The sequence below is a fragment of the Enterobacter sp. UCD-UG_FMILLET genome (assembly GCF_000762975.1).
Taxonomy (GTDB): domain Bacteria; phylum Pseudomonadota; class Gammaproteobacteria; order Enterobacterales; family Enterobacteriaceae; genus Enterobacter; species Enterobacter dykesii.
Window position 1 is genome coordinate 32724 of the sequence record NZ_JRJC01000047.1, and the last position, 23185, is coordinate 55908.

General features: G+C 56.3%; 21 protein-coding genes. 8 read left to right on the forward strand and 13 right to left on the reverse strand.

The window, feature by feature from the left end:
- The first annotated feature begins 49 nt into the window (after positions 1–49).
- The gene (locus LA04_RS21315) at positions 50–724 is read left to right on the forward strand and encodes a tetratricopeptide repeat protein (RefSeq protein ID WP_047653089.1); all 675 of its coding nucleotides are present in this window, start codon (positions 50–52) and stop codon (positions 722–724) included.
- Positions 725–777: 53 nt separating this feature from the next.
- On the opposite strand, the gene gltP is transcribed toward LA04_RS21315, so the two are convergent.
- Positions 778–2091: a glutamate/aspartate:proton symporter GltP gene (gene gltP / locus LA04_RS21320; protein ID WP_023310067.1), complete on the reverse strand. Its 1314-nt coding sequence runs from the start codon at positions 2089–2091 to the stop codon at positions 778–780.
- A gap of 423 nt (positions 2092–2514) precedes the next feature.
- Between gltP and acs the strand changes: the two genes are divergently transcribed.
- The 3 genes from acs to actP all read left to right on the forward strand — a co-directional run bounded on the left by acs (position 2515) and on the right by actP (position 6512).
- Entirely contained in the window at positions 2515–4473 is a 1959-nt protein-coding gene (gene acs / locus LA04_RS21325; protein WP_047653090.1) for an acetate--CoA ligase, read from the forward strand.
- A 78-nt stretch (positions 4474–4551) separates the two neighbouring features.
- The gene (locus LA04_RS21330; RefSeq protein WP_023310065.1) at positions 4552–4866 is read left to right on the forward strand and encodes a DUF485 domain-containing protein; all 315 of its coding nucleotides are present in this window, start codon (positions 4552–4554) and stop codon (positions 4864–4866) included.
- On the forward strand, positions 4863–6512 hold the full coding sequence (gene actP / locus LA04_RS21335) for a cation/acetate symporter ActP (protein ID WP_047653091.1): 1650 nt from the start codon (positions 4863–4865) through the stop codon (positions 6510–6512). The genes LA04_RS21330 and actP overlap by 4 nt, the downstream gene beginning before the upstream one ends.
- 32 nt (positions 6513–6544) lie before the next feature.
- Here actP and LA04_RS21340 read toward each other — a convergent pair whose 3' ends face one another.
- Together LA04_RS21340 and LA04_RS21345 are read right to left on the reverse strand one after the other, a co-directional pair.
- The gene (locus LA04_RS21340; RefSeq protein WP_047653092.1) at positions 6545–7234 is read right to left on the reverse strand and encodes an LrgB family protein; all 690 of its coding nucleotides are present in this window, start codon (positions 7232–7234) and stop codon (positions 6545–6547) included.
- Positions 7227–7637 carry a CidA/LrgA family protein gene (locus LA04_RS21345; protein WP_047653094.1) on the reverse strand — a complete coding sequence of 137 codons (411 nt, stop codon included), beginning with the start codon at positions 7635–7637 and terminating at the stop codon, positions 7227–7229. Before LA04_RS21345 ends, LA04_RS21340 begins: the two co-directional genes overlap by 8 nt.
- Before the next feature lie 102 nt (positions 7638–7739).
- Here LA04_RS21345 and LA04_RS21350 point away from each other — a divergent pair, with 102 nt between their 5' ends.
- Positions 7740–8627 (forward strand): LysR family transcriptional regulator, encoded by an 888-nt coding sequence (locus tag LA04_RS21350; RefSeq protein WP_047653095.1) that lies wholly within the window; start codon positions 7740–7742, stop codon positions 8625–8627.
- Between the two features lie 47 nt (positions 8628–8674).
- Here the strand turns inward: LA04_RS21350 and LA04_RS21355 are convergent, their stop codons facing one another.
- From LA04_RS21355 to soxR, 4 genes are all read right to left on the reverse strand, one after another.
- Positions 8675–10321, reverse strand: a complete 1647-nt coding sequence (locus tag LA04_RS21355; RefSeq protein WP_047653096.1) for a Na+/H+ antiporter — start codon at positions 10319–10321, stop codon at positions 8675–8677.
- Between the two features lie 150 nt (positions 10322–10471).
- Positions 10472–11821, reverse strand: a complete 1350-nt coding sequence (gene ghxP / locus LA04_RS21360) for a guanine/hypoxanthine transporter GhxP (protein ID WP_023310059.1) — start codon at positions 11819–11821, stop codon at positions 10472–10474.
- Between the two features lie 294 nt (positions 11822–12115).
- A complete protein-coding gene (locus tag LA04_RS21365) occupies positions 12116–12787 on the reverse strand; it encodes a glutathione S-transferase family protein (RefSeq protein WP_047653097.1) in 672 nt (223 codons plus the stop codon).
- A gap of 267 nt (positions 12788–13054) precedes the next feature.
- Positions 13055–13513, reverse strand: a complete 459-nt coding sequence (gene soxR / locus LA04_RS21370; RefSeq protein ID WP_023310057.1) for a redox-sensitive transcriptional activator SoxR — start codon at positions 13511–13513, stop codon at positions 13055–13057.
- A gap of 98 nt (positions 13514–13611) precedes the next feature.
- Here soxR and soxS point away from each other — a divergent pair, with 98 nt between their 5' ends.
- On the forward strand, positions 13612–13938 hold the full coding sequence (gene soxS, locus LA04_RS21375) for a superoxide response transcriptional regulator SoxS (protein ID WP_013095071.1): 327 nt from the start codon (positions 13612–13614) through the stop codon (positions 13936–13938).
- A 6-nt stretch (positions 13939–13944) separates the two neighbouring features.
- Here soxS and LA04_RS21380 read toward each other — a convergent pair whose 3' ends face one another.
- Positions 13945–15510, reverse strand: coding sequence for an EAL domain-containing protein (locus LA04_RS21380; RefSeq protein ID WP_047653098.1), 1566 nt, complete (start codon positions 15508–15510; stop codon positions 13945–13947).
- Positions 15511–16156: 646 nt separating this feature from the next.
- Here LA04_RS21380 and LA04_RS21385 point away from each other — a divergent pair.
- Positions 16157–16438, forward strand: coding sequence for a YjcB family protein (locus LA04_RS21385; protein ID WP_047653099.1), 282 nt, complete (start codon positions 16157–16159; stop codon positions 16436–16438).
- A 62-nt stretch (positions 16439–16500) separates the two neighbouring features.
- Here LA04_RS21385 and ssb1 read toward each other — a convergent pair whose 3' ends face one another.
- Positions 16501–17031, reverse strand: coding sequence for a single-stranded DNA-binding protein SSB1 (ssb1, locus tag LA04_RS21390; RefSeq protein WP_047653100.1), 531 nt, complete (start codon positions 17029–17031; stop codon positions 16501–16503).
- A gap of 250 nt (positions 17032–17281) precedes the next feature.
- On the opposite strand from ssb1, the gene uvrA reads away from it, so the two are divergent.
- Entirely contained in the window at positions 17282–20104 is a 2823-nt protein-coding gene (gene uvrA / locus LA04_RS21395; RefSeq protein ID WP_047653101.1) for an excinuclease ABC subunit UvrA, read from the forward strand.
- Between the two features lie 3 nt (positions 20105–20107).
- On the opposite strand, the gene LA04_RS21400 is transcribed toward uvrA, so the two are convergent.
- The 4 genes from LA04_RS21400 to tyrB all read right to left on the reverse strand — a co-directional run bounded on the left by LA04_RS21400 (position 20108) and on the right by tyrB (position 23118).
- The gene (locus LA04_RS21400; RefSeq protein ID WP_023310053.1) at positions 20108–20461 is read right to left on the reverse strand and encodes an MmcQ/YjbR family DNA-binding protein; all 354 of its coding nucleotides are present in this window, start codon (positions 20459–20461) and stop codon (positions 20108–20110) included.
- Between the two features lie 2 nt (positions 20462–20463).
- On the reverse strand, positions 20464–20880 hold the full coding sequence (locus tag LA04_RS21405) for a secondary thiamine-phosphate synthase enzyme YjbQ (protein ID WP_023310052.1): 417 nt from the start codon (positions 20878–20880) through the stop codon (positions 20464–20466).
- A gap of 113 nt (positions 20881–20993) precedes the next feature.
- Positions 20994–21707: an acid phosphatase AphA gene (gene aphA, locus LA04_RS21410; RefSeq protein ID WP_032662578.1), complete on the reverse strand. Its 714-nt coding sequence runs from the start codon at positions 21705–21707 to the stop codon at positions 20994–20996.
- A gap of 217 nt (positions 21708–21924) precedes the next feature.
- The gene (gene tyrB / locus LA04_RS21415; RefSeq protein WP_047653102.1) at positions 21925–23118 is read right to left on the reverse strand and encodes an aromatic amino acid transaminase; all 1194 of its coding nucleotides are present in this window, start codon (positions 23116–23118) and stop codon (positions 21925–21927) included.
- Positions 23119–23185: the final 67 nt, after the last annotated feature.

Here is a 23185-nt window from a genome sequence, read left to right on the forward strand (position 1 = left end):
TCGCCACCGCGATTATACTGCGCGGCGTGTACCCAGATGATAAGAGTCCATGAAAGCCATTTTTCTGTTGTTAGTGTTTTTAACGTCCTTCGCCCGCGCGGATGAGATAGGCAGCCAGTATCTGAAACAGGCAGAAGCCGGCGATGCCCGCGCCCAGTATTATCTTGCCGATACGTACTTCAGCTCTGGTGACATTAAGCAGGCCGCTCTGTGGGCCGAGAAAGCCGCTAAAGGCGGCGATGTCGATGCCATGGGGCTTCTCTCGCAAATCCTCTTTACCCAGGGAAATTATGCGCAAGCTAAGGCACTGGCACAGCAGGCAACCATCGCGGGCAGCAAACGCGGCGCGATCATGCTGGCGCGCGTGCTGGTCAACACTCAGGCTGGTACAACCGACTATCCCCAGGCCATCAAACTGCTGCAAACGGCGACTGAAGATATCGACAACGACTCTGCGGTAGATGCGCAAATGCTGCTGGGGCTGATTTATGCCAACGGCGTTGAAGTGGCCCAGGACGACGTGCAGGCCGCCTCGTGGTTCAAGCGGAGCTCGGCACTTTCACGCACGGGCTACGCCGAGTACTGGGCAGGGATGTTGTTCAGGCAGGGTGAGAAAGGCTTTATCACGCCCAATAAACAGAAAGCGCTGTACTGGTTGAACCTGAGCTGTACGGAAGGGTTTGATACGGGGTGCGAAGAGTTTGATGCGTTGAGCGGGGAATAAAATCCCCTCACCCTAACCCTCTCCCCAAAGGGGAGAGGGAAGAAAACGTTACATTACTGGTCAGCAGTCTTATCAAAACGACCCAGCACCTCGCGTTCATACGCCAGCGCTTTTTTACGATCGAATTTGTGTTCCCACTTGGCGATAACTAGCACCGCCAGGGCATTCCCCACCACGTTCAGCGCGGTACGCGCCATGTCGAGGATACGGTCCACACCGGCGATAAACGCCAGACCTTCCAGCGGAATACCGACGCTGCCAAGCGTCGCCAGCAGCACCACGAAGGAGACGCCTGGAACGCCTGCAATACCTTTGGACGTCACCATCAGCGTCAGCACCAGCACGATCTCCTGCCACAGCGACAGGTCAATACCGTACAGCTGCGCAATAAAGATAGCGGCGATGCTCTGGTACAGCGTCGAACCGTCCAGGTTAAAGGAATAGCCGGTCGGTACCACGAAGCTGGTAATAGAAGCTGGCGCACCGTAGGCTTCCATCTTCTCAATGATGCGAGGCAGCACGCTCTCAGAACTTGCCGTGGAGTACGCCAGAATCAGCTCGTCTTTCAGGATGCGAATCAGGATCCAGATGCTCAGCCCGCACAGACGCGCCACGATCCCCAGCACCACCAGCGCGAAGAACAGAATGGCGAAGTGCACCAGGAGCACCAGCTTCGCCAGCGGCCACAGGGAGGCAAAACCGAAGTTCGCCACGGTGACGGCGATAAGCGCAAACACCCCTACCGGCGCATAACGCATCACCATGTGCGTCACTTTAAACATGGTTTCAGAGATAGAGCGGAACACGGTCACCAGCGGCTCACGGTGCGTCGCCGGCAGGGAAGAGAGCCCCAGACCGAACAGCACCGAGAAGAAGATGATAGGCAACATCTCGCCCTTCGCCATTGACGCCACAATGTTGGTCGGCACCAGCGACAGGATAGTGCCCATCAGGCCGTGCGCATGGCTTTGCACGTCAGCGGTCGTGCTTTGGTATTTCGAAATATCCACCGTCGCCAGCTGCGACATATCAATCCCGGAACCCGGCTGGAACACGTTCGCCAGCGTGATACCGAGGATAATCGCAACCGTAGTGATCACTTCGAAATAGATAATGGTTTTCGCGCCAATACGGCCTAACTGCTTCGCATCGCCGACGCCCGCAATACCGACCACCAGCGTCGAGATCACAATCGGTACCACAATCATCTTGATCAGATGAATAAAGATATCCCCTGCCGGTGAAAGCAGGTTCGCAATCAGCCATTCGCGGCTGTCGCTATGATAGTGGAGGTAACTGCCCAGCAAGATGCCCAGCACAAGGGCGATTAAGATCTGCCAGGCAAGGCTGACTTTAACGTTTTTCATAGAAACTGACTTCCTCAATGAAGCGCCTTATTCACTCAAACTGCATGAATATGGAGACATACTGAAAGGGTATGAATTGTGTTGCGTTGGTTTATGGGATTTTTTAACGCGGCGTATGAGTATCATTTGCGCGACCTGTTGCGCAAGCCTTAAAGAACGACGCGTTTCACTCACAAAAGCGACGATGACGGGAGTTTGTTCTAATTCTGATAAATAACCTTTTGTTATAAAAACGCTTTTTTAAACATAAATGTGAATAATCGTCTGCATAAATTATTTCCCTTCAAAGATTCATTCGCTCAATTTTCATACTCTTCAAACAATGCGTGATCTGCAGCCCAAATAATAAACAAAGCTTGTAAAGCCCCTACAATTAACGTTTTTGCGACATATTATTAACATCTTACAAGGAGAAAAAAAGCCATGAGCCAAATACACAAACATGACATTCCCGCAAACATTGCGGACCGTTGCCTGATCACCCCGGAGCAGTACCACGAGAAATATCAGCAATCTATCACCGCCCCGGACACCTTCTGGGGTGAGCAGGGCCATATCCTTGACTGGATCAAACCTTATCAGAAGGTGAAGAACACCTCCTTTGCACCCGGCAATGTCTCCATTAAATGGTATGAAGATGGCACCCTGAACCTGGCGGCGAACTGCCTCGATCGTCATCTCGCCGAGCGCGGGAATGAGACGGCCATCATCTGGGAAGGCGATGACGCCTCGCAGAGCAAACACATTACCTACAAAGAGCTGCACCGCGACGTGTGCCGCTTCGCCAACGTCCTGCTGGATAAAGGCATTAAAAAAGGCGACGTGGTCGCTATCTATATGCCGATGGTGCCGGAAGCGGCGGTGGCCATGCTGGCCTGCGCGCGTATCGGCGCGATCCACTCGGTGATTTTTGGCGGGTTCTCGCCAGAGGCGGTAGCGGGCCGTATTGTCGATTCCAGTTCAAAACTGGTGATCACCGCCGATGAAGGCGTGCGCGCCGGGCGCGGTATCCCACTGAAGAAAAACGTCGACGAAGCGCTGAAAAACCCGAACGTCAAAACGGTCAGTAACGTCATCGTCCTTAAGCGTACCGGCGGCAAAATCGACTGGAACGAGGGGCGCGACCTGTGGTGGAGCGACCTGATTGAGAAAGCGAGCGACCAGCATCAGCCTGAAGAGATGAACGCAGAAGATCCGCTGTTCATTCTTTACACCTCCGGCTCGACCGGTAAGCCGAAAGGCGTTCTGCACACCACCGGCGGCTATCTGGTCTATGCGGCCACCACCTTCAAATACGTCTTCGACTACCATCCGGGCGACATCTACTGGTGTACCGCCGACGTGGGCTGGGTTACCGGACATAGCTATCTGCTGTACGGCCCGCTGGCCTGTGGCGCAACAACGCTGATGTTTGAGGGCGTACCGAACTGGCCGACCCCGGCGCGGATGTGCCAGGTGGTCGACAAACACCAGGTCAACATTCTCTACACCGCACCAACGGCGATCCGCGCACTGATGGCGGAAGGCGATAAAGCCATCGAAGGCACCGACCGCTCTTCATTGCGCATCCTCGGTTCCGTGGGCGAGCCAATCAACCCGGAAGCCTGGGAGTGGTACTGGAAGAAAATCGGCAACGAGAAATGCCCGGTAATGGACACCTGGTGGCAGACCGAAACCGGCGGCTTCATGATCACCCCAATGCCGGGCGCCACGCAGCTGAAGGCCGGTTCCGCAACCCGTCCGTTCTTCGGCGTGCAGCCTGCGCTGGTGGATAACGAAGGCAACCCGCTGGAAGGCGCCACCGAAGGCAACCTGGTGATCACGGACTCCTGGCCGGGTCAGGCGCGTACCCTGTTCGGCGATCACGATCGCTTCGAGCAGACCTACTTCTCGACCTTTAAAAACATGTACTTCAGCGGCGACGGCGCGCGTCGTGACGAAGATGGCTATTACTGGATAACCGGGCGCGTGGACGACGTGCTGAACGTCTCCGGTCACCGTCTGGGCACCGCTGAGATTGAATCGGCGCTAGTGTCGCATCCGAAGATTGCCGAAGCGGCGGTTGTGGGCATTCCGCATAACATCAAAGGCCAGGCGATTTACGCCTATGTCACTCTGAACCACGGTGAAGAACCGTCGCCAGAGCTCTACGCTGAGGTGCGCAACTGGGTACGTAAAGAGATTGGCCCGCTGGCGACGCCGGACGTGCTGCACTGGACCGACTCGCTGCCGAAAACCCGTTCCGGCAAAATTATGCGTCGTATCTTGCGCAAAATCGCGGCTGGAGACACCAGCAACCTCGGTGATACCTCAACGCTCGCGGACCCTGGCGTGGTGGAAAAACTGCTCGAAGAGAAGCAGGCCATCGCGATGCCATCGTAACCCCCTTACCCTAACCCTCTCCCTCAAGGGAGAGGGAACAATAAAACCTCCCCTACAAATACTTCTGGAGACTCTGTGATGAATAACGATATTTGTCAGCAGATAGAGAATAGTGCGCACTACAGGGAGCTCGTCGATAAGCGGCAACGGTTTGCCTTCATCCTTTCCATCATCATGCTGGTTATCTACGTCGGCTTTATTCTGCTGATCGCCTTTGCCCCGCACTGGCTGGGCACCCCGCTGCACGAGGGGACCAGCGTGACGCGCGGTATTCCGATTGGCATTGGCGTGATTGTGATTTCATTCCTGCTGACCGGCGTCTACGTCTGGCGCGCGAACGGTGAATTCGATCGACTTAATAAAGCGGTACTGCAAGAGGTAAAAGCATCATGAAGAGAGTTCTGACGGCGCTCGCCGCCACGCTTCCCTTTGCCGCCCACGCGGCGGATGCCATTACCGGCGAAGTACAGCGCCAGCCAACCAACTGGCAGGCCATTGTGATGTTCCTGATTTTCGTCCTGCTGACGCTGTACATCACTTACTGGGCGTCGAAACGCGTGCGCTCCCGTAACGATTACTACACCGCAGGCGGCAACATTACCGGCTTCCAGAACGGGCTGGCGATTGCGGGTGACTTTATGTCCGCCGCCTCTTTCCTCGGGATCTCCGCGCTGGTCTACACCTCCGGCTATGACGGCCTGATCTACTCTCTCGGCTTCCTCGTCGGCTGGCCGATCATCCTGTTCCTGATTGCCGAGCGCCTGCGTAACCTGGGCCGCTATACCTTCGCAGACGTGGCCTCGTATCGCCTGAAGCAGGGGCCGATTCGCACCCTCTCCGCCTGCGGTTCGCTGGTGGTGGTGGCACTGTACCTGATTGCGCAGATGGTCGGCGCGGGTAAATTGATCGAACTGCTGTTCGGCCTGAACTACCACGTCGCGGTGGTGCTGGTGGGCGTGCTGATGGTGATGTACGTCCTGTTCGGCGGCATGCTCGCCACCACATGGGTGCAGATCATCAAAGCCGTCCTGCTGCTGTTCGGCGCCAGCTTTATGGCCTTTATGGTGATGAAGCACGTCGGGTTCAGCTTCAATAACCTGTTTACCGAAGCCATGGCGGTCCACCCGAAAGGGGAAGCGATCATGAGCCCCGGCGGGCTGGTGAAAGACCCGATATCCGCGCTCTCGCTCGGTCTCGGCCTGATGTTCGGTACCGCAGGTTTACCGCACATTTTGATGCGCTTCTTCACCGTGAGCGATGCGCGTGAAGCGCGCAAGAGCGTCTTTTACGCCACCGGTTTCATGGGTTATTTCTACATCCTGACCTTTATCATCGGCTTTGGCGCGATCATGCTGGTGGGGGCGAACCCGGCGTTTAAAGACGCGGCGGGCGCGCTGATTGGCGGTAACAACATGGCGGCGGTGCACCTGGCTGACGCGGTGGGCGGTAACCTGTTCCTCGGCTTTATCTCCGCCGTGGCCTTCGCCACCATTCTTGCGGTGGTTGCAGGGCTGACGCTGGCCGGCGCGTCTGCGGTGTCGCATGACCTCTACGCCAACGTCTTCCGCAAAGGCGCGAGCGAGCGCGACGAGCTGAAGGTCTCGAAAATCACCGTGCTGGTGCTGGGCGTCGTGGCGATTCTGTTAGGCATTCTGTTTGAGAAGCAGAACATCGCCTTTATGGTGGGGCTGGCCTTTTCGATTGCGGCAAGCTGCAACTTCCCGATCATCCTGCTCTCCATGTACTGGTCGAAGCTGACCACGCGCGGCGCGATGATTGGCGGCTGGCTGGGGCTGCTGACGGCGGTGATCCTGATGATTCTGGGCCCGACCATCTGGGTGCAGATCCTCGGTCACGCAAGCGCTATCTTCCCGTATGAATACCCGGCGCTGTTCTCGATCGCCGTGGCGTTTATTGGCATCTGGTTCTTCTCGGCCACCGACAATTCGCCGGAGGGTAACCTGGAGCGTGAGAAATTCCGCGCCCAGTTTATCCGTTCACAAACTGGCCTGGGCGTTGAGCAGGGCCGCGCGCACTAAACCTTTCTCCCCGGTCATTCTGGCCGGGGAGCTTAAAACATCACCCACGCCACCAGCGGCGCAATCAGCACCATCACTACGCCTGAGAGCATCATCACCAGGCTCGCGACAACGCCCTCCTGCTGTCCCAGCTCATACGAACGTGCCGTGCCCGCCCCGTGCGAAGCCGCGCCAAACCCCGCGCCTTTCGCCATCCCTTCACGGATCGACAAGCGCAGGAACAACATATCGCCGACGGCCATCCCAAAGACGCCCGTCACCACCACAAACAGCGCCACCAGGTCCGGCTGCCCGCCGAGCGGTTTAGCGGCCGCCAGCGCAAACGGCGTGGTCACCGAACGCACGGCCAGGCTGCGCTGAATTTCATCGGGCAGCGTAAACAGCCGCGCCAGCCAGACGGAGCTGCATACCGCGACCACCGTGGCGGTGATTACACCCGCGCTGAGCGACATCCAGTGGCGTTTTATAATGGCGAGGTTGTCGTAAACGGGGACGGCAAAAGCGATGGTCGCCGGGCCGAGCAGCCACAGCAGCCAGTGGGATTCGCCAATGTAGTTCTGCCAGGAGATGTGGCCGAAGACCAGCATCAGCACCAGCAGGATCGGCGTGAAGACCAGCGGCATCAGCGGCAGGGCGTGAAAGCGGCGATACAGCCGCTTGTTGGCGAAGTAGATCGCCAGCGTCGCAATCAGGCACAGGACGCTTACCTGAAAGTTAGTCATGTTTGTGCCTGCTGATTTCAAAGCGATACACTTTATCCACCACCCAGGCGGTCGTCCCCAGCACCATCAGCGTACTCAGCGCGATAACCGCAAAGATTCGCCAGCCGTCCACCATCAGCAGCTGCGCATAGTTCACCACCGCCACCACGGCAGGAACAAAGAACAGCAGCATTTCCGCCAGCAGCCAGCGCGCCCCGGCGCGCACCCAGTTAAGGGGGATCACGCGGCACAGAATAAGCGTCAGCATCAGCAGCATCCCGACAAGATTGGCGGGCAGCGGCAGATGCAGCCAGCCGACAAGATATTCCGCGAAAACAAACAGTCCCGCGTAGAGCAGTACCTGCACCGGGACCTGGAGTCGTTGCACAACGGCAGGCGTAACACGGCTTAACGCCACGGCCATGGGGGTTTTCCTCAAAAATGAGATGAGGTGCCAGTATAGAGAGCGCACGGTATGGACTGAAATGAATTAAAATCATCAAAGGTATAGTTTCGAGGAATAATCATGGACATAAGAACGCTGCGCTATTTTGTCGAAGTGGTTCGTCAGCAAAGTTTTACCCGCGCAGCGGAGAAGTTGTTTGTTACCCAGCCCACCATCAGCAAGATGCTGAAAAACCTCGAAGATGAACTGAACTGTACCCTGCTGATCCGCGACGGGCGCAAGCTGCTGCTGACCGACACCGGACGCGTGGTGTTCGAACGCGGGCTGGCGATTCTGGCGGAGTTTCGCCAGCTGGAAGCAGAGCTGGGCGATATCAATCATCTGAAGAAAGGGGTGCTTCGCCTCGGGATTCCGCCAATGGTGGGGATGATGATGGCCGGGCCGATTAGCCTGTTTCGCCAGCGTTATCCCGGCGTAGAGCTGAAGATTTCGGAGTTTGGTGGGTTAACCGTCCAGCAGGCCGTCACCAACGGCGAGCTCGACGTGGCAATGACCGCCCTTCCCGTTGAGGAAGATAGTGGTCTGGCGACGCTTCCGCTCTTTAGCCACCCGCTGTGCGTGCTGGTTCCCCGCTCCGGCGACTGGCTGAAGGTAGACTCGGTGAGACCTGAACTGCTCGGCGAGCACCCTCTGCTGATCTACAACGAAGACTTCGCCCTCAGCCGCCAGCTGATGACGCTGTTTAACCAGCATAACGTCAAGCCGCGCATAGCGGTGCGCAGCGGACAGTGGGATTTCCTGGCGGCGATGGTGCAGGCCGGCGTGGGGATTGCCATTCTGCCGCAGCCTATCTGCGAGCGTCTGGATAAAAATACGCTGCGCTGGATCCCGCTGGAGAGCGACCTGCACTGGCAGCTGGGGATGATCTGGCGTGAAGGGGTCTATTTGTCGCAGAGCGCGCAGGCGTGGCTGCAGTGTTGTGAGGGGTTTTGGGTGCCCTCACCCTAACCCTCTCCCACAGGGAGAGGGAAGCGATTGAGCACGTAAAAACAGCGCTACTGATTCTCTATCAACAGCGCTTCCAGCAGATCCAGATCGTGCAGCAGCTTTTGCAGCGTTTCGTTGCTGATCTGGCGCGTGGCGCGCAGATGGTACAGCTCGGCACGCTCTGAGCGCAATGCTGCCAGACGGAAGCGGCGTTCAAGGTTCTCCTCCTGCAGCGAGCTTTCCACATCGTTACGCCCGTCCGCGCGGCGGCGCAGGTTACCAATCACGCGGGAACTGACCTCCGTCAGCAGCTGATTGTCGATGTTCTCTTCCGCATCGGCGGCCAGACGCTCTTCCATCTTCTGAATCGCGACAATTGCCACTTCGGCGGTGGCCGCCCGGGCAATACGCTCCTCTTTATGCTGCTGGGTCGAATCACCGGCATCAATATGCTGGAGCAAAATCGGCAGCATAATCACGCCGACAAACAGGGAGAACAGAATCACGCCCGCCGCCAGGAAGACCAGCTCGTAGCGCGCCGGGAAGACGTCTCCCGTGGGCAGCAGCAGCGGAATGGAGAGTACACCGGCAAGGGTGATCGCCCCGCGTACGCCCGCAAAAGAGGCGATCAGCAGCTCACGCGTTGTCCACGAGCCGAACTCCATCGGCTTTTTCTTCAGGAAACGCACGCTGAAGTTTTTCATCGTCCACAGCCAGCCGAAACGCACCAGCATCAGCGCCAGGTAGATCAGCACGATGTCGGTAAACAGCATCCAGACCTCAACGTTCGGATCGGCTTCGGCCGCCACCAGCGAGGATTCCATAATGCCCGGCAGCTGCAGGCCCAACAGCAGGAACACCATGCCGTTAAAGACAAACTCCAGCATGGCCCAGGTGCTGTTGGCACGCAGGCGCATGGCCAGCGGCGCGCGACGCATTACGCCGGAACGGGTGATTGTCATCCCCGCCGAAACCGCAGCCAGAATGCCCGACACGCCGATATGTTCGGCAATCAGATAAGAGGCAAACGGCAGCAGGAACAGCAGTACGATCTGCGTTGCGGGCTCATCGCCGCCCCAGCGGCTGAGAAAGCGCAGCGAGCGGCCGTACAGCCAGCTCACCACAAAACCCGCCAGAATACCGCCAATCGCCACCTTGAAGAATTCCAGGGTTGCGCCGCCGATGGTAAAGACCATCGTGCCCATCGCAACGGCCACGGCAAACTTCAGGGCGACCAGGCCGGAGGCGTCGTTCATCAGCGCCTCACCCTGTAAAATCCCCATGATTTTCTTCGGAATACGGCCTTCACCCACAATGCCGGACAGCGCCACGGCATCGGTTGGCGACAGCACGGCGGCCAGCGCAAAAGCCGGTATTAATGGAATACCCGGTACCGCCCAGTAGATCAGAAAACCAATCCCGACGACGGTGACCACCACCAGCGCCAGCGCCAGGCCGAAGATCTCGCGCCCGTGCTCAAGAAATTCTCGCGTGGGCGTTTTCCAGCCATCGGCAAACAGCAGCGGCGGGATAAACAGCACGAGGAACAGTTCGGGGTCAAATTCCACGTGCAGGCCAAACGTCGGCCACGCCAGCAGCGCGCCGATGGCAATTTGCATTAATGGCAGGGGGACCTGAAAGGGCAGTACGCGTGTAACCACCCCGGATAACGAGACCACAAGGGTCATGATGAGTATTGTGAAGAAGATTTCCATGCGTTCCCTGTTTGCTGTGTTGCTTATGTACTCCGGAAGGCGTCGTGCCTTTTATTCTATCTTCCCCAGAGTAACGCAAAAGGCAACAGGATGAGTTCTGAAAATAAAAACGGGCGGCCTGAGCCACCCGTTTTCGCATCAATGGACAACTTAGATTGCCCAGCCGCCCGCGTAGAACGCTACCAGCGCAACGGCGATAATCACGGTGCCGACGTTCAGCTTGCGCCATTCACCGGAAACCAGACGACCAATCACCAGCGACGCGAAGCCGATCATAATGCCGGTCACGATGTTACAGGTCAGGACGATAAAGACCGCGGTAATCAGGCCAGACATCGCGTCCACGAAATCCGCAAAGTCGATTTTCGCTACATTGCTCAGCATCAGCAGGCCAACGTACATCAGCGCTGGCGCGGTCGCATACGCCGGAACCAGATAGGAGAGCGGAGAGAGGAACAGGATCAGCATGAACAGCACGCCGACGGTGATCGCCGTCAGGCCGGTTTTACCGCCTGCCGCCGTACCCGCTGCGGACTCGATGTACACCGCCGCAGGCGCCGCGCCCACCAGACCAGAGAAGACGCTGCTCAGGGAGTCGGTGGTCAGCGCTTTGCCGCCGTCAATAATCTGACCATCTTTATCCAGCAGGTTCGCCTGACCGGCCACCGCACGAATGGTACCGGTCGCATCAAACACGGCGGTCATGACCAGCGCCAGCACGCTTGGCAGGATCACCGGGTTCAGCGCGCCAACGATATCCAGGCTGCCAATCAGGGAGTTGCCTTTGTCATCGCTCAGCGACGGCATGGCAAAGATACCGGAGAAGTGTACGGTTGGATCGAAAATCAGGCCGACAATAGAAACGCCGATAATGGTCAGCAGAATGCCGCCAGGCACCTTCAGTTTTTCCAGACCGATAATCACCGCCAGGCCGATCAGCGACATGATCACCGGGAAGCTGGCGAAGTGGCCCAGCGCAACCGGCAGGCCGTCCAGCGGGTTCTTGATGACCAGACCAACGCCGTTGGCGGCGATCAGCAACAGGAACAGGCCGATACCGATGCCGGTACCGTGCGCCACGCCCTGCGGCAGGTTGCGCAAGATCCAGCTACGGATGCCGGTCGCTGAAATCACGGTAAACAGCACACCCATCAGGAACACGGCGCCCAGCGCAACCGGTACGCTAATATGCTGACCCAGCACCAGGCTGAACGCGGTAAACGCGGTCAGGGAGATGGCGCAACCAATCGCCAGCGGCAGGTTCGCCCACAGGCCCATCACGATGGAGCCCACGCCGGCCACAAGGCAGGTCGCCACAAAGACAGCCGCTGGCGGGAAGCCTGCTTTGCCCAGCATGCCCGGCACAACGATGACGGAATAAACCATCGCCAGAAACGTTGTCAACCCGGCAACAATTTCCTGGCGCACGGTGCTGCCGCGGGCCGAAATTTTAAACATGGCGTCAAGTGAACCGCCAGTACGCGCAGATGGCGTAGACATAGAAAACATCCCCTGAGAGTTTTTTAGGAAGTCCGTAAGCGAGGTGGAGACGCCACTGCCAGCTGAACGTCAAATCCTTGTGTTGCGTTTGTGACGAAAGGGCGTCACAAAAAAAGCAAACGTTTAGCTCCGCGCTTACAAACGGGTGGTCAAATTAAGGCAAACGATTATCTAGCGTAATCCCCGCCCTTTTCAACTGAACTTTATCGTTTTTCGCTAAAATTCACTTATGACGCTGAAGAAATAAACAGAGGATGCGCAAACGTTATCGTTTATGCGCAATCTGTTTACATTTCAGTCCTCGCCGGGGATAGATAACGGTCCCCCTTGTTCCAGGGTTCTTTGCCAGCCAGGGCTGTTCTCAACTTTTGTCTTCCATGCCTGAATATGTGGCAGATTTGGGATACCGCCGCGCGCCAGCAGGGCAAAGACCGGGAAGCTCATCTGAATATCGGCCATGCTGAGCGAATCCCCGGCAAACCAGCTGTTTTCGGCAAGGTGTGACTCAATAAAGCGCGCATGGGTCTCCAGCTGACGGTTGAGATACGCTTTCTGCACCCCCTGCCCCAGCGCTTTGCCCAGGGTTCTGATACCAAACGGCACCGGCGGCTTGCCGAGGCTGTTGAAGACCAGCTTCATTAACAGCAGCGGCATCAGCGATCCTTCGGCGTAGTGCAGCCAGAAGCGATACTGCACCTTATGCGCCGGATCTAAAGGCTTAAGGCGCGACTCGGGATCGTACGTTTCCTGCAGGTATTCCAGGATGGCGCCCGACTCCGCAAGGATCAGCCCGTTATCTTCGATGACCGGTGATTTACCCAACGGATGCACCTTTTTGAGAGCCTCCGGCGCCAGCATGTTCTTTTCGCGCTGGTAGTGGACGATCTCATAAGGCAGGCCGAGTTCTTCCAGCGCCCAGATCGCGCGGTGCGAGCGCGACTGGTTAAGGTGGTGTACCGTGAGCATGGCTTTCTCCTGTTATTCATACTTTTTAACTATAGAAAATTGAACAACACCGCGAAAAAAATTCGTCTAAAAAACGGTCGGTGAGGCTGGCGAAAAAACGGGTCTTGCATAGAATTAAAGTGTCAGCACAATCCGGAACCTCCCCAACCAGCTCGACACTGAGGGGTGCTGACGTCGGGGGAAACCCTCCCGTGAACCAGCGGGATAGAGAGAAAGACAAAGACCGGGAAAAACTAAAGCGCCTTTATGTGGCGCTTTAGTTCTTTATTAATCCTCTTCCAGCAACCGCGCCCCCGTCCCCTGCTCGCCCAGCCTGTCGCCGGGGTTACGCAACGGACAATCGCTACGCGACAGGCAGCCGCAGCCGATACAACCATCCAGTTCGTCACGCAGGACGACCAGCGTATGTATACGCCGGTCCAGCTCTTCACGCCACTGGGACGACAGCTCTTTCCACTCTTTCGGGCTAAGCGTATGCCCTTCCGGCAGCACGCCAAACGCCTCGCCGATCGTGGCCAGGGGAATTCCGATTCGTTGCGCAATTTTGATAATCGCAACGTAGCGGAGCACGTCGCGGGTATAGCGACGCTGGTTGCCCCCGTTACGGATGCTCTTGATTAACCCTTTACTTTCATAGAAGTGGAGCGCCGATACCGCAACGCCGCTTCGCTTCGCCACTTCACCGGGAGTTAAAAGCGCTTTAATTCGCGGCAATCTCTTTTCCATAAAACCTCTTTACCTCAAGTTAACTTGAGGAATTATACTCCCCCGCAGAGAAAACGACGAATTAACCGAGATAGTTGTATCTACAGAGGGGCAACCTTATGTCGCATCAGCAGATTATTCAGACGCTTATTGAATGGATTGATGAACATATCGACCAACCGTTGAACATTGATGTGGTCGCTAAAAAGTCGGGCTATTCGAAATGGTATTTACAGAGAATGTTCCGCACGGTCATGCATCAGACGCTGGGTGAGTACATTCGCCAGCGCAGACTGCTGCTGGCGGCGCAGGCGCTACGCTCAACGCAGCGACCCATTTTTGATATCGCGATGGATCTGGGCTATGTGTCGCAACAAACCTTTTCCCGCGTGTTTCGCCGCGAGTTTGACCGCACGCCGAGCGACTATCGCCACCAGTTGAATTAATCACTCTCAGTGCAAAGGCTGCTGCTGCCAGGTCATAAATTCCTGGGGCGGCATCGCTTTCGCGAAGTGCCATCCCTGACAAAACTGGACGCCGCGCTTCAACAGCCAGCTCACCTGCTCTGCCGTTTCTACCCCTTCCGCAATGGTTTTCAGCCGCAGGCTCTGCGCCATCTCGATAATATGCTCGGCAATCAGGTGGCTGGTACTGTTGGTCGTTAAGGTATCGATAAACGATTTATCGATTTTCAGAATATCCACGTTCAGCGAGTAGAGGTTGTGCAGGTTCGAGTAACCGGTACCGAAATCATCGATCGCGACTTCGTAACCCGCCTGACGGAAAGCCTGAATCACCGGCGTGGTTTTTGGCACATCGATAAAACCGCGCTCCGTCACTTCTATTTTGATTTGCTGCGCACGGACGGCATAGTGGCGGGCCTTGTCGGAAATCATGGCGATTAGCCGCGAGGAGTGGAAATCCGTGGCCGACAGGTTAATCGAAATATAGAGATGCGGATGCTCGGCCAGGAAATGGCCCAGATCGTTGAACACCTCCTCTACGACATAGTCCGTAATCCGCTCGCTCATACCTTCATTTTCCGCCAGCGGAATAAATTCAGCCGGGCTCATCACCTGCCCGTTAAAACCAGGCCAGCGTAACAATGCCTCCGCGCCTACACACCGGTTGTTCTTGATATCGATAATCGGCTGATAGTGGACGCAAAGCTGTCGTTTGTTCAGCGCCCGGTGCAGTAAGCGCCCCGGCGAATTGAGCTCACGATGGGTACGGGACCATACCAGCAAAATAATAATGCTGCAGATCATGCCCAGCGGTAGCGTCAACGTCGCCTGGTGATAAAGCGTTTCATAAAAGCGTTTATTCGATGTCGACACAATGGCCGCAATTGGTCTTTTGGGGGATGTTACGATCGTATAAAAGCGGTTATCTTTTTGAAATACCGATTCCTTATCCCGAATCATCGAATTTAATAAAGAAACATTGGCTTTCTGACTGACCGAAAAGAAAGCATTGGTTACCGTGTCGTACACACCCCAGGAGAGAGAATGATCCGCGGACATGACTTCGCTGTATGAAAGCGGGTTGACGACCACCACATAATTTCCGCGCTGCATATATGTCATTTTATAGCCAGTATAAAATGGGGTATCGCGATAATAATAGATAGCGACGTCTGGTTTACGCGTGTAATTAGCGACAGGAATGGCGTAGGGATGATCCGGTGTAAAAACGGTCGAACAAAGAAAATTCTGACCTTCAGCGTAAATTAAATCGGCGACAAACAGGCGGCCACGAACAACGTTCAGCATATATTGACGGTGTCCCGGCGTGCAAAGCTCGCCCTGATATTTTACAGCCTCGTCCCTGGCCAGCTCAACCTGTTGAATAACCAGCTCTGTTTTGTCTAAAGCCAGTTCAGCAAATGTGCGTAGCTGGGCGCTTGTTTCAGACACGGCTCGTAGCTGGGCAAACCATAGCGCAAGCATCACCGGCAGCATAACTACCATGATGATCCCTACCACCCTGAGCATTTTGCGCCGCGCGCTACGATTCATTTCCCGCCCTATATCCCTGCATGTTGTACGCCTGTAGTAATGAAGGCCGGATGCTTTGTTAAACAGGTGATTACGTTGCATGAATCATGCGAAGTTAGCAACTGACTTTTAGTATTAAAAATCTTAAATTTCGTTATGACGATAATATTTTCCCGTAAGTTAAACTGTAAGTATTCGTTCCGTTTCAATTAAGGAAAATAATTATCCAGCCCGCCGGGGCAGGCGGGAAGACAACACAACAGACGATCGTTGATTAAGCCAAATGTCTGACAGCATGAAAAAAGTACAACTTCACCATGACGTTTTATGCTATTTGCTCTGGGATATTGTGTTCGTTGATTTATAAATAATCAGTCTTCGCCACACTATTTTCAGGATTAGCAGAGAATAACGGCCCCACTTATAAAAACCGAATTTGAGTTACTCCCACTTGCCCGAAGGGCGTTTCCGGCACGCAGTGGGTCTGCCTCCTCATGCGCCGAGTCCGGGTCTGCCTGCTCAACCGCCTTTCCTGAGGAATAAAATCCTCTTTTTTGATCGCACAGATACTGGCGAATAAATCAACAAATGTGATATATTTCACACATATTTTGTAACGAGAAACACCGTTTCATTCAGTTCGTCTGTTTTATAGAGGATGGGTTTTATGGCAACCATTACCACCAGCATGGTTCTCCTGCGCTGGCCTTTGTTGAGTGCGATACTGATGTTTTTAGCCAGCACGCTGAACATTCAGTTTCGTAAATCTGACTATGCGGGTCTTGCTGTCATCAGCACCCTGCTGGGGCTGGGCGCAGCCTGCTGGTTTGCAACGGGCCTGCTTGGCATCACCCTGCTGGATATCGCCGCCGTCTGGGAAAATATTAAAGTGGTGATGGTTGAGGCGATGAGCCACACGCCGCCAGACTGGCCGATGGTGATTACCTGATCCCTTCCGGAATAAAAAAACCCAGACGCTAGTCTGGGTTTTTTGTTTTCAGCGCGCGGAAATCAGAACGGAATGTCGTCGTCGAAATCCATTGGCGGTTCGTTTGACTGCGCCGGAGCAGACTGCTGCTGCGGACGAGACTGCGCGCCGCCGCTGAACTGGTTGCCGCCCTGCGGCTGCTGAGGTTGACCCCAACCGCCCTGCTGTTGGCTCTGACCGCCACCTGCCGGTGCGCCACCGCCCTGACGGCCACCCAGCATCTGCATGGTGCCGCCCACGTTGACCACGACTTCCGTGGTGTACTTCTCAGCGCCGGACTGATCGGTCCATTTGCGGGTACGCAGCTGGCCTTCGATATAGACCTGAGAACCTTTACGCAGATACTCACCGGCCACTTCTGCCAGTTTGCCAAACAGCACTACACGGTGCCATTCGGTCTGCTCTTTCATCTCACCGGTCGCTTTATCACGCCAGGATTCGGAAGTAGCCAGCGTAATGTTGGCAACTGCGCCACCACTCGGCATGTAGCGTACTTCCGGGTCCTGGCCCAGATTACCGACGAGAATCACCTTGTTTACGCCTCTGCTGGCCATGTTCGTGTCTCCTGAATACGTTTCTTAATAGTGTAAACGCGCGAGTGTACCATTTCCATGCTGCACTTTGATAGTTGCGTAGCACGTTCCAGAGTTCTCTCGCAACTCCACATTGTTACACAACCAATCAGAAAATGCATTCCAATACTGTATATTCAAACAGGTCAAATTGTGTCATAATTAGCCGTTTCTGACAGCCGTTTGTCCTTCAAACAAACCAGGCAATCCGTGTTCCAACCGGGAAAGGTGAATGGATAAGATCGAAGTTCGGGGCGCCCGCACCCACAATCTCAAGAATATCAACCTCATAATCCCTCGCGACAAACTCATTGTCGTGACCGGGCTTTCGGGGTCTGGCAAATCCTCACTGGCTTTCGACACTCTGTATGCCGAAGGACAGCGTCGTTACGTTGAATCGCTCTCTGCGTACGCGCGTCAGTTCCTGTCGCTGATGGAAAAACCGGATGTCGACCACATTGAAGGGTTGTCCCCTGCTATCTCTATTGAGCAGAAGTCCACCTCGCATAACCCGCGTTCAACGGTCGGTACCATTACCGAAATTCATGACTACCTGCGTCTGCTGTATGCCCGCGTGGGCGAGCCGCGCTGCCCGGACCACGACGTCCCGCTGGCGGCACAGACCGTGAGCCAGATGGTGGATAACGTGCTGTCGCAGCCGGAAGGCAAACGCCTGATGCTGCTGGCGCCAATCATTAAAGAGCGTAAGGGCGAACACACCAAAACGCTGGAAAACCTGGCAAGCCAGGGCTATATCCGCGCCCGTATCGACGGCGAGGTGTGTGACCTGTCCGACCCGCCCAAGCTGGAACTGCAGAAGAAGCACACCATCGAGGTGGTGATTGACCGCTTCAAGGTGCGTGACGATCTCGCCACGCGTCTCGCAGAATCGTTTGAAACGGCGCTGGAACTCTCCGGCGGCACGGCCGTGGTCTCCGACATGGACGACCCGAAAGCGGAAGAGCTGCTCTTCTCCGCCAACTTCGCCTGCCCGATTTGCGGCTACAGCATGCGCGAGCTTGAGCCGCGCCTGTTCTCATTCAACAACCCGGCGGGCGCGTGCCCGACGTGTGACGGCCTGGGCGTGCAGCAGTATTTCGACCCGGACCGCGTGATCCAGAATCCGGAGCTGTCCCTGGCGGGCGGCGCCATTCGCGGCTGGGACAAGCGTAACTTCTATTACTTCCAGATGCTGAAATCGCTGGCGGAGCACTACAAGTTCGACGTCGAAGCGCCGTGGGCGAGCCTGACCCCGAACGTGCACAAAGTGATCCTGTTCGGTTCCGGCAAAGAGAACATCGAGTTCAAGTATATGAACGATCGCGGCGATACCTCCGTGCGTCGCCACCCGTTCGAAGGGGTGCTGCACAACATGGAGCGCCGCTACAAAGAGACCGAATCCAGCGCGGTGCGCGAGGAGCTGGCGAAGTTCATCAGCAACCGCTCCTGCGCCACCTGTGAGGGCACGCGTCTGCGTCGCGAAGCGCGCCACGTGTTTGTGGAAAACACCGCGCTGCCGACCATCTCAGACATGAGCATCGGCCACGCGATGGACTTCTTCAACAACCTGAAGCTCTCCGGCCAGCGCGCGAAAATCGCCGAAAAAGTGCTGAAAGAGATTGGCGATCGCCTGAAATTCCTCGTGAACGTCGGCCTGAACTACCTGACGCTTTCCCGCTCGGCAGAAACGCTCTCCGGCGGTGAAGCCCAGCGTATTCGTCTGGCGAGCCAGATTGGCGCGGGCCTGGTGGGCGTGATGTACGTGCTGGACGAGCCGTCCATCGGCCTGCACCAGCGCGATAACGAACGTCTGCTCGGCACCCTGATCCACCTGCGCAATCTCGGCAACACGGTGATTGTGGTCGAGCACGACGAAGACGCCATTCGCGCCGCTGACCACGTGATCGACATTGGTCCTGGCGCTGGCGTACACGGCGGGCAGGTGGTTGCTGAAGGGACGCTGAAGGACATCATGGCGGTACCCGAATCGCTGACCGGTCAGTTCATGAGCGGCAAGCGTAAGATTGAGGTACCAAAACAGCGCGTGGCGGCGAACCCGGAAAAAGTGCTGAAGCTGACCGGCGCGCGCGGCAACAACCTGAAAGACGTCACCCTGACGCTGCCGGTTGGCCTGTTTACCTGTATCACCGGCGTGTCCGGTTCCGGTAAATCGACGCTGATCAACGATACGCTGTTCCCGATTGCGCAGACGGCGCTGAACGGCGCGACGCTGGCCGAGCCTGCGCCGTACCGCGACATCCAGGGTCTGGAGCATTTCGATAAGGTTATCGACATCGACCAGAGCCCGATTGGCCGTACCCCGCGCTCTAACCCGGCAACCTATACCGGCGTCTTTACGCCCGTACGTGAACTGTTCGCCGGCGTGCCGGAAGCGCGCTCCCGCGGCTATACGCCAGGACGTTTCAGCTTTAACGTTCGCGGTGGTCGCTGCGAAGCGTGCCAGGGCGACGGCGTGATCAAGGTTGAGATGCACTTCCTGCCGGATATCTACGTGCCGTGCGACCAGTGCAAAGGCAAGCGCTATAACCGCGAAACGCTGGAAATTAAGTACAAGGGCAAGACCATCCACGAAGTGCTGGATATGACCATCGAAGAGGCGCGCGAATTCTTTGATGCCGTCCCTGCGCTGGCGCGTAAGCTGCAGACGCTGATGGACGTGGGCCTGACCTACATTCGTCTGGGACAGTCGGCGACCACGCTGTCCGGCGGTGAAGCGCAGCGTGTGAAGCTGGCGCGTGAACTGTCAAAACGCGGCACCGGTCAGACGCTGTACATCCTGGATGAGCCAACCACCGGCCTGCACTTTGCCGATATCCAGCAGCTGCTCGAGGTTCTGCATCAGCTGCGCGACCAGGGCAACACTATCGTGGTCATCGAACATAACCTGGACGTCATTAAAACCGCGGACTGGATTGTCGATCTCGGCCCGGAAGGCGGCAGCGGCGGCGGTGAAATTCTCGTCTCCGGTACGCCAGAGACCGTTGCAGAGTGCGAAGCCTCGCACACCGCGCGCTTCCTTAAACCGTTGCTGTAATTGTCACACGGAGAGTTGCTGTCGGGTGGTTTCCGGCAGCAGCTCAACCGCCTGCTGATAGGACGCGTCCACCAGGTAGTAAATCTGCGAGCCAGGAATCGATCCATCCAGATAGACGGTGCTCCAGTGCGCCTTATTGAGGTGCTTGCTCGGCCTCACGTCATCATGCTGTTGACGTAGCAAATCCGCCAGTTCAGGGCTGGTTTTCAGCGACGCCGCCGGACGGCCTTCCACCTCTTTCACCATCGCAAACAGCACATCACCCACCTTAATCTGCGTGGCTTTCCAGTCGCTGTGGACGCTCTGCTCCGCGCCGGGCTTGCTCATGCAGTACTGTAGTATCTCCGAAATTGTCATCTTTATTCCCCTTGTAGCGTGGCGATAATTTTACGCGAACCACCGTGAATGCGATGCTCTCCCAGCCAGATCCCCTGCCACGTTCCCAACAGCAGCCGGCCGTTGTGAACCGGCAGCATCAACGACACGCCCAGCAGGGAGGATTTAATATGGGAAGGCATATCGTCCGCCCCCTCATAGTCATGCTCGTAAGGCGCGTTGTCCGGGACGCTCTTCAGAAAATGGTGCTCCATGTCGGATCGGACGGTGGGATCGCAATTTTCATTCAGCGTGAGAGAGGCTGACGTGTGCTGAAGCAGCAGATGCAGCAAACCCGTTTTCACCCGCGACAGATCGCGGAGTTGCCCGATGACTTCATCCGTCACCAGGTGAAATCCGCGTGGTTTAGCGCTTAAGGTCAGGGTCTGTTGGTACCACATGTGCTGCTCCGTGATGAAAGATGAATCTTTCTAAGTGTGCAGCAAGAAGACGAAAGGTAAAACCCGCAGCAGCGAGATTTGATTAAAAAAGAGTCAAACCCGCTGCCGGATACTTAATACTCCGAGTTGACGATCACCTCTTCGCCAAACTTTCCGGCCATCGGCAGCGGTCGATAGGTCGAGTTAGAGGCACGCAATACCCTGATCCCTCTGGCCCCCACGTCATGCGCGGCGGTGATGTCGTTATCTGAATCACCGTAGAATACTTTGATATTTTTCTTTTCCAGCCATTGGGTTTTGGTGTTTTGCCCTTCTTTGTCACCGGCAAAAATGACCGGGTTCATGCTGGTCGCCGGGATCTGGAAATCATCCTGCAGCGTTTTAGAGACGGTTTCGGTTTTGGTCTGACTGCGGCCGGTAACAAAGTAGATGCTGTCACCACGCTTCACGTGCATAGCAATAAGCGCACGGGCAACCTCTTTCGGGATGCTGAATTCGTCCCAGCCGTTATTCATTTTTTCCCAGAATTCCGGGTTCTTCAGATACGCTTCGCTGTCGGGTGAATACGTTTTCTTCCCGCGCCAGAAGCCGGGGCTTGAGAACAGCACGGTATCGTCAATGTCAAAGCCCACGGCCATTGGCGCGCGGCCAATCAGGCTGTTTTCGATTTGGGCCACGGAAACCCAGTGAATGGGTGCCTGCTCGGCAAGAATGGCGGCGGTGGTGCCGGTGTAAAGCGGCGTCGGGGCAGAAGCTCGCGCGACGACGGCGCTGTTAAGCGAGAACAATAAGCAGGCGGCGCTGAGCGCCAGTGTGATCTTGCGCATATTTTCCCCTGAATATTCAGTTTGTTATCGTTTTAATTTGAGCGGATGGTCAAAAAACTACCCGACCATAACCCCAGCGGGAGGTGAAGGGAAGGAGTTTTTGCTTATGAAGCTGAATAAAAAGAAGATGATCACAGAATGCCGGGCAACGTCTTTGTACGGCCTGATGCCCTCACCCCGCCCCTCTCCCACAGGGAGAGGGATGGTTGGTAAGTGCTTACATTACAGCAGCAAACGCCTGCGCCACGCGATGAACGTTGCTGGCATTAAGGCCCGCCACGCACATACGGCCGCTGGCGATCAGGTAGACGCCGAACTCTTCGCGCAGACGGTCGACCTGCGCCGCGCTCAGACCGGTATAGCTGAACATCCCGCGCTGCTTGAGCAGATAGTCGAAGTTATGTCCCGGCACGGCCTCTTTCAGCACGTTAACCAGCTCCTGACGCATGGACAGGATGCGCTTACGCATCGCTTCCACTTCGGCAAGCCAGGACGCTTTCAGCTGTTCGTCACCGAGAACCGTCGCCACCACCTGCGCACCAAAGTTTGGCGGGCTGGAGTAAATGCGGCGCACCGTCGCTTTCAGCTGGCCGAGCACGCGACCCGCCGCTTCGGCGTCTTCACAGACCACGGACAGACCGCCAACGCGTTCACCGTACAGGGAGAAGATTTTAGAGAAGGAGTTGCTGACCAGCGCTGGCAGCCCGGCGCTGGCCACGGCGCGGATAGCGTAAGCATCTTCTTCCATACCCGCGCCAAAGCCCTGGTAGGCGATGTCGAGGAACGGAATCAGGTCGCGGGCCTTCAGTACCTCAATCACCGCATCCCACTGGGCGTTGGTGAGATCCGCACCGGTCGGGTTATGGCAGCACGGATGCAGCAGCACAATGCTGCGCGCCGGCAGGGTGTTCAGTTTTTCCAGCAGCGCTTCGACGCGCACGCCGTTCGTTTCGCTGTCGAACCACGGATAGGTCGCCACGTTGAAACCTGCGCCCTCGAAGATCGCAACGTGGTTTTCCCACGTCGGGTCGCTGACCCACACGCCTGAATCCGGGAAATATTTTTTCAGGAAGTCTGCGCCCACTTTCAGCGCACCCGAGCCGCCCAGCGTCTGGATGGTCGCCACACGTTTTTGCGCGAGCACCGCGTGATCGGCACCAAACAGCAACGGTGCGATGGTGTTGCGGTAGGCGTTTAAGCCTTCCATCGGCAGATAAAGAGAAGCACCGTGTGGAACAGCGTTCAGACGCGTTTCGGCTTCGGCAACGGCTTTTAATTGAGGAATGATGCCATCCTCGTTGTAGTACAGACCGATGCTGAGATTCACTTTGTCGCTGCGAGGATCTTCTTTGAAACGCTCCATTAAGGAGAGGATAGGGTCGCCGGCATAGGCGTCAACTTTCTGAAACACGCGATGATTCTCCGGAATTCGATGAGGCAGGGATTTCAACAATAAACCGGAAGCAGGTGAAGGTCGA

What these genes read in the sequence shown, in the direction of transcription:
- LA04_RS21315 (WP_047653089.1), top strand. Translation starts at nt 50, where the DNA reads ATGAAAGCCATTTTTCTGTTGTTAGTGTTTTTAACGTCCTTCGCCCGC.
- gltP (WP_023310067.1), bottom strand. Translation starts at nt 2,091, where the DNA reads ATGAAAAACGTTAAAGTCAGCCTTGCCTGGCAGATCTTAATCGCCCTT.
- acs (WP_047653090.1), top strand. Translation starts at nt 2,515, where the DNA reads ATGAGCCAAATACACAAACATGACATTCCCGCAAACATTGCGGACCGT.
- LA04_RS21330 (WP_023310065.1), top strand. Translation starts at nt 4,552, where the DNA reads ATGAATAACGATATTTGTCAGCAGATAGAGAATAGTGCGCACTACAGG.
- actP (WP_047653091.1), top strand. Translation starts at nt 4,863, where the DNA reads ATGAAGAGAGTTCTGACGGCGCTCGCCGCCACGCTTCCCTTTGCCGCC.
- LA04_RS21340 (WP_047653092.1), bottom strand. Translation starts at nt 7,234, where the DNA reads ATGACTAACTTTCAGGTAAGCGTCCTGTGCCTGATTGCGACGCTGGCG.
- LA04_RS21345 (WP_047653094.1), bottom strand. Translation starts at nt 7,637, where the DNA reads ATGGCCGTGGCGTTAAGCCGTGTTACGCCTGCCGTTGTGCAACGACTC.
- LA04_RS21350 (WP_047653095.1), top strand. Translation starts at nt 7,740, where the DNA reads ATGGACATAAGAACGCTGCGCTATTTTGTCGAAGTGGTTCGTCAGCAA.
- LA04_RS21355 (WP_047653096.1), bottom strand. Translation starts at nt 10,321, where the DNA reads ATGGAAATCTTCTTCACAATACTCATCATGACCCTTGTGGTCTCGTTA.
- ghxP (WP_023310059.1), bottom strand. Translation starts at nt 11,821, where the DNA reads ATGTCTACGCCATCTGCGCGTACTGGCGGTTCACTTGACGCCATGTTT.
- LA04_RS21365 (WP_047653097.1), bottom strand. Translation starts at nt 12,787, where the DNA reads ATGCTCACGGTACACCACCTTAACCAGTCGCGCTCGCACCGCGCGATC.
- soxR (WP_023310057.1), bottom strand. Translation starts at nt 13,513, where the DNA reads ATGGAAAAGAGATTGCCGCGAATTAAAGCGCTTTTAACTCCCGGTGAA.
- soxS (WP_013095071.1), top strand. Translation starts at nt 13,612, where the DNA reads ATGTCGCATCAGCAGATTATTCAGACGCTTATTGAATGGATTGATGAA.
- LA04_RS21380 (WP_047653098.1), bottom strand. Translation starts at nt 15,510, where the DNA reads ATGAATCGTAGCGCGCGGCGCAAAATGCTCAGGGTGGTAGGGATCATC.
- LA04_RS21385 (WP_047653099.1), top strand. Translation starts at nt 16,157, where the DNA reads ATGGCAACCATTACCACCAGCATGGTTCTCCTGCGCTGGCCTTTGTTG.
- ssb1 (WP_047653100.1), bottom strand. Translation starts at nt 17,031, where the DNA reads ATGGCCAGCAGAGGCGTAAACAAGGTGATTCTCGTCGGTAATCTGGGC.
- uvrA (WP_047653101.1), top strand. Translation starts at nt 17,282, where the DNA reads ATGGATAAGATCGAAGTTCGGGGCGCCCGCACCCACAATCTCAAGAAT.
- LA04_RS21400 (WP_023310053.1), bottom strand. Translation starts at nt 20,461, where the DNA reads ATGACAATTTCGGAGATACTACAGTACTGCATGAGCAAGCCCGGCGCG.
- LA04_RS21405 (WP_023310052.1), bottom strand. Translation starts at nt 20,880, where the DNA reads ATGTGGTACCAACAGACCCTGACCTTAAGCGCTAAACCACGCGGATTT.
- aphA (WP_032662578.1), bottom strand. Translation starts at nt 21,707, where the DNA reads ATGCGCAAGATCACACTGGCGCTCAGCGCCGCCTGCTTATTGTTCTCG.